Genomic DNA, 4,585 nt, shown 5'->3' on the forward strand with positions numbered 1-4,585 from the left:
CCCCACTCCCCACTCCCCACTCTTTACGCCAAGTGCATCTTTAAAACGCTGCGGGGTGCTTTACGAACTCTGGCTAAAACGGTTTCTTTGCCTAAACGCTGGCAAGCCTCATATCGATGGCAACCAGAAAAGCCATAATATTGTCCATCTACTTCTAGGACATCTATGGGTTCTTGCTGCCCAATCTCCGCAATCGATTCCATTAAGGCTTGCACTTTGTTTGGATCGTTTGCACGAGGTAACGGCCGTTTTATCTGATTTAATGGAATTTCTTGGACTCTAACCATAAGAAGTTTATCCAACTAGTTCTGTTTTGTGTCTCTAAATAAATCATAGTCGTTATGACTACGTTTTGCAACCCCTTTAGGCAAAACTGTTAATGGTATCATTGGAGCACTCATGCGACAAAAAAACCGCACTACAAAGCAATTAGAAAATCAGCTCCAACACCGCATTAAGGGGCAGAAGACAATCGATTACTCGCTATCGCAACTCTTGGAGACGCTCTTTCTAGCTTGCTTCCTCGTAGAGGTACGCTATCAGGTAGCTATGAAATTTTCGCTTTGGCGTTTTTCCCACACTGTGCTGGCCACATTTTGTCTATTGGGACTAACTGCTGCATCAGGGCCTGAGAGTAACATCCAGGGTATGCAACTGAAAATTGGGATTGTGCAGCGATTTGGCTCACAACCCACAGCCAAGCTGCAACTAGAACCCACAAAAGGCGATCGCTTAAAGCTAAAATTTTTTGCGGGCAACAAGCAGCAAACCTTAGTTACCAAAAATCCTGTAAAGCTGGAAACAGTCATGCAAGCTTTACCCCAGACAACAGTTGAGGAAGTGGTAGTTTTAGGCACATACCGCACCTTTGAAACTGCGGAAGACAGTGCTAATAAATGGCGTTCTCAAGGAATGGAAGTGGAAATAGCCCAGCCAGAACGCTGGCAGGTTTGGGCGAAACGAGATGTTTATAGCACTCCTTTACTGCGACGCTTGCTATTGCAAAACATCCAAGCTTCTACCAAAGATAAAGTATATCTTGATACTAAAGTTTTAAAACAAGTACCGCGAGTTAGTTGGGTGGTGGATGGTAAGCGCTATAGCCCAAATGATTTGGAAATCAGCACTGATAGAAACTTGATTCGGGTGAATAAAAGCGAAAAACAAGAGTTTGCTCGTCTTTATGCTGGGCGAATGAATTTGCAGCCAAATGCTTATGGCACATACACTTTAGTTAACCAAGTTCCTTTAGAAACTTATTTGCGTGGGGTTGTACCTTACGAAATAGGCACGGATGCACCAACAGCCGCGCTAGAAGCCCAAGCAATTCTCGCCCGGACTTATGTTTTAAGAAATTTACGCAGGTTCGCCGCAGATAATTATCAATTGTGTGCTGATACTCACTGTCAAGTTTATTATGGGCTGAATGCAGCGGCTGCCAAAACAGACCGAGCGATCGCCTCAACTAGGGGTAAAGTAGTAACCTATAAAAATGAACTAGTAGATGCCCTTTATTCTTCTACCACTGGTGGCGTTACCGCCTCCTTCAGCGATGTCTGGAATGGTGACGATCGTCCCTATCTGCGCCCTGTACTGGATGCTGCAACTAATTTTTGGGACTTGTCTAAGCAGAGTTTAGCAGATGAAAAGAACTTCCAAAAATTTATTAATATCCAAGAAGGATTTAATGAAAGCAAGTGGGATATGTTTCGTTGGCATAAGGAAACCCCTTTAAAGGATATTACCAAGGACTTGCAGAAATTTTTGCAGGTGAAAAACAGTCCCTATGCCAAATTTAAGACAGTTCAGGCTATGGCAGTAGTGAAGCGAAGCCAGAGTGGGCGTATCCTTGAACTCGCGGTTAAAACTGATAACAGCACCTTTGTTCTCCACAAAGACGAAGTTCGTAGTGCCTTTGCTGCTCCTAGAAGTACGCTATTTTACATAGAACCCCTGAACAAAGGAAAATCTGAACTGTGGGGATACGCCTTTATTGGTGGTGGATTAGGACATGGAGTCGGCTTGAGTCAAACTGGCGCTCAAAATTTAGCTAAATTAGGTTGGTCAAGTCCAAAAATTCTCCAATTCTACTATCCTGGTACTCAAATTCAGATTTTCAGCAAACAGACTAAACTTTAAGCTAATCGGGAAATTCCATGTTTTTCCATACTTAAAAAATCAAGCAGGAACATAGAATTTCCTGTGTTCCTGCTCAACACGAAATTAGGCTTTCTTTAGGACTTACGCAAAAGTATACGCGCTCAGGGGCAATACCCTGCCTTAAGCTGCAACTCTTGGAGACGCGATCGCGTTTGCGTCTACATGAATTGCCCCTATGTGAAAATAAGGGCATCGGCTATTGTTTGCGTAAGTCCTGTTTTTCACAATAGCTTTATATACACAACATTTAGAAGGCGTTAACACTAGATGCGGTGCTTCTATTTTTTCAACATTATTTACTCTTGCAAGAGGTTTATTGTTGAAGAATCTAACTCTTAGTAGAGTTCTTCTTCTTTGTGAGTTTGGATTGTCAGATCAGAGGTTGGGTAAGCGACACAAGTCAGTACATATCCAGCTTCTATTTGATCGTCATCTAAGAATGACTGGTCACTCTGATCAACAGTACCCGATACGAGTTTACCTGCACAGGTCGAGCAAGCACCAGCGCGGCAAGAGTAAGGCAGGTCAAGACCTTGTTCTTCAGCAGCGTCTAGAATATATTCATCATCAGGAACGTCAATTGTTGTGTTAAGTCCTTCAGCCTCGTTGACTAGTGTCACTTTATAGGTTGGCATTGATCTAATCCTCTCTTTTGCAAACGGTAGTATAAGTTATGTTTAGGCAAAGGTGACGGCTGTTCTGTGGAATTAGCCGTTGGTTAAAATTTGCTTCAATTCTGATACTACGAGAAAAACTAAACTATGTAACTGGAAATTGAACCCGATTAGTAATGAAATTTAGTTACTTAATCCCGATAAGTTTTATTTATATTATTTTCTGTCTTAGTCAAGCTGTAATTAGAAAAAATTATCTTAATGAATAAAAAATATGAATAGTATTAATGCCACCTATATTTTGTAGGACTTACGCAGAATAAATCCCCAACTTACCTTAAAAAGCAGGGCTGTTTGATTCGATCGCCTAGAGATTTTCTTAATATCATCAGCGAGAAATAAGCTTTGAGTTAGTAATCCCAAAAATAACGTGCCAACTCCGTAAATTTAAGTACGTTGGGGTTGGCGTAGTCTCTCGTAGAGAAGCCTTGCCTTACCCCTACTCAAAAGCCAGCTAAGTATAGGGGACGCACCAGAAGGCATCGCCATCTACCCAATATAAAAAACTTGCTGCAAATTATACAGCCATGACTGCGTTCGCCTTCATTCTTTTGTAGTTATAGTTTTGAAAACATGCCCTAGTACGAATGTTGTAAAGTCTAAACTGGTGAAGTCATTTGATTCCAGATGTTGAGATAATCTCACCACTAGAAGCGTGAAAGAATCAAAAACAGAACTAGTGAGGATCATGTATAATTCAAAAGCAGCTTTGGAAAAAGCAAAAGTGCGTGTAGGTTTGGTGGGTACTGGGTATGTGGCAAAGTTTCGAGCTGAAGCATTGCTCCATAATGAGGGAATGCGATCGCAGTTAATCGCATCTGTTGGTCATACCGCAGAAACAACAGAAACCTTTGCCAAAGAGTACAAGATTGAAGCGTTGAGTTCTTGGCAAGAGCTAGTAGAGCGTGAAGATATAGACCTGGTGCTGATTTCCACTATCAATCGAGATCATGGTGCGATCGCTCGTGCAGCACTTACCAACGGCAAACATGTGGTTGTAGAATATCCTCTTTCGTTGGATGTAGTCGAAGCTGAAGAACTGATTGCCTTAGCCAAAGCACAACAAAAACTCCTGCACGTTGAACACCTGGAACTTTTGGGTGGTTTACATCAAGCTTTGAAGCAAAACTTAGCCAAAATTGGTGAAGTTTTTTATGTTCGCTACAGCACCGTCAATCCCCAGAATCCTGCACCCCGCAAATGGACTTATAACCACGAGTTGTTCGGTTTTCCGTTAATTGGGGCGTTGTCTCGCCTACATCGTCTCACCGATTTATTTGGTAAAGTATTTACTGTTAACTGTCACCAGCGATATTGGGAAATAGAACCAGAATATTACCAAACCTGTTTCTGCACTAGTGAACTATCCTTTAACAGTGGACTTTTAGCCCAAGTAGTTTATGGCAAAGGCGAAAGTATTTGGCAATCAGAACGCAAGTTTGAAGTTCACGGAGAAAAAGGTGGTTTAATTTTTGATGGTGACACCGGAATTTTCATCCAGCCAGGGGAAACGACACCTATAGAGGTTGGGCCTCGCCGGGGTTTATTCGCCAAAGACACGAGTATGGTTTTAGACCATCTTTTTGATGGGACTCCTTTGTATGTTACTCCAGAGGAGAGCTTGTATACCCTAAAGGTTGCTGATGCTGCACAAAGAGCTGCACAGACAGGGTTAACTATGTTTATGTAAAGATATACTCATATTTGATTGCGTGAAAAAAACTCAGTACACCTTTATTCCTTCTTCCCAG

Annotated in this window: 4 protein-coding genes; 2 read left to right on the forward strand and 2 right to left on the reverse strand. The window is 42.0% G+C overall.

The features are described 5' to 3' along the window. Positions 1–23: 23 nt before the first annotated feature. A complete protein-coding gene (locus tag ACFFAP_RS36165; RefSeq protein ID WP_012410090.1) occupies positions 24–287 on the reverse strand; it encodes a ParB N-terminal domain-containing protein in 264 nt (87 codons plus the stop codon). Between the two features lie 112 nt (positions 288–399). On the opposite strand from ACFFAP_RS36165, the gene ACFFAP_RS36170 reads away from it, so the two are divergent. Further along, complete coding sequence (locus tag ACFFAP_RS36170; protein WP_375515725.1) at positions 400–2,139, forward strand: SpoIID/LytB domain-containing protein; 1,740 nt, start codon at positions 400–402, stop codon at positions 2,137–2,139. Between the two features lie 356 nt (positions 2,140–2,495). Here ACFFAP_RS36170 and ACFFAP_RS36175 read toward each other — a convergent pair whose 3' ends face one another. Beyond that, entirely contained in the window at positions 2,496–2,795 is a 300-nt protein-coding gene (locus tag ACFFAP_RS36175) for a ferredoxin (protein ID WP_375515726.1), read from the reverse strand. A 727-nt stretch (positions 2,796–3,522) separates the two neighbouring features. Between ACFFAP_RS36175 and ACFFAP_RS36180 the strand changes: the two genes are divergently transcribed. Further along, positions 3,523–4,524 carry a Gfo/Idh/MocA family protein gene (locus tag ACFFAP_RS36180; RefSeq protein WP_375515727.1) on the forward strand — a complete coding sequence of 334 codons (1,002 nt, stop codon included), beginning with the start codon at positions 3,523–3,525 and terminating at the stop codon, positions 4,522–4,524. Positions 4,525–4,585 lie beyond the last annotated feature (61 nt).

The organism is uncultured Nostoc sp., assembly GCF_964245575.1.
Taxonomy (GTDB): Bacteria; Cyanobacteriota; Cyanobacteriia; order Cyanobacteriales; family Nostocaceae; genus Nostoc.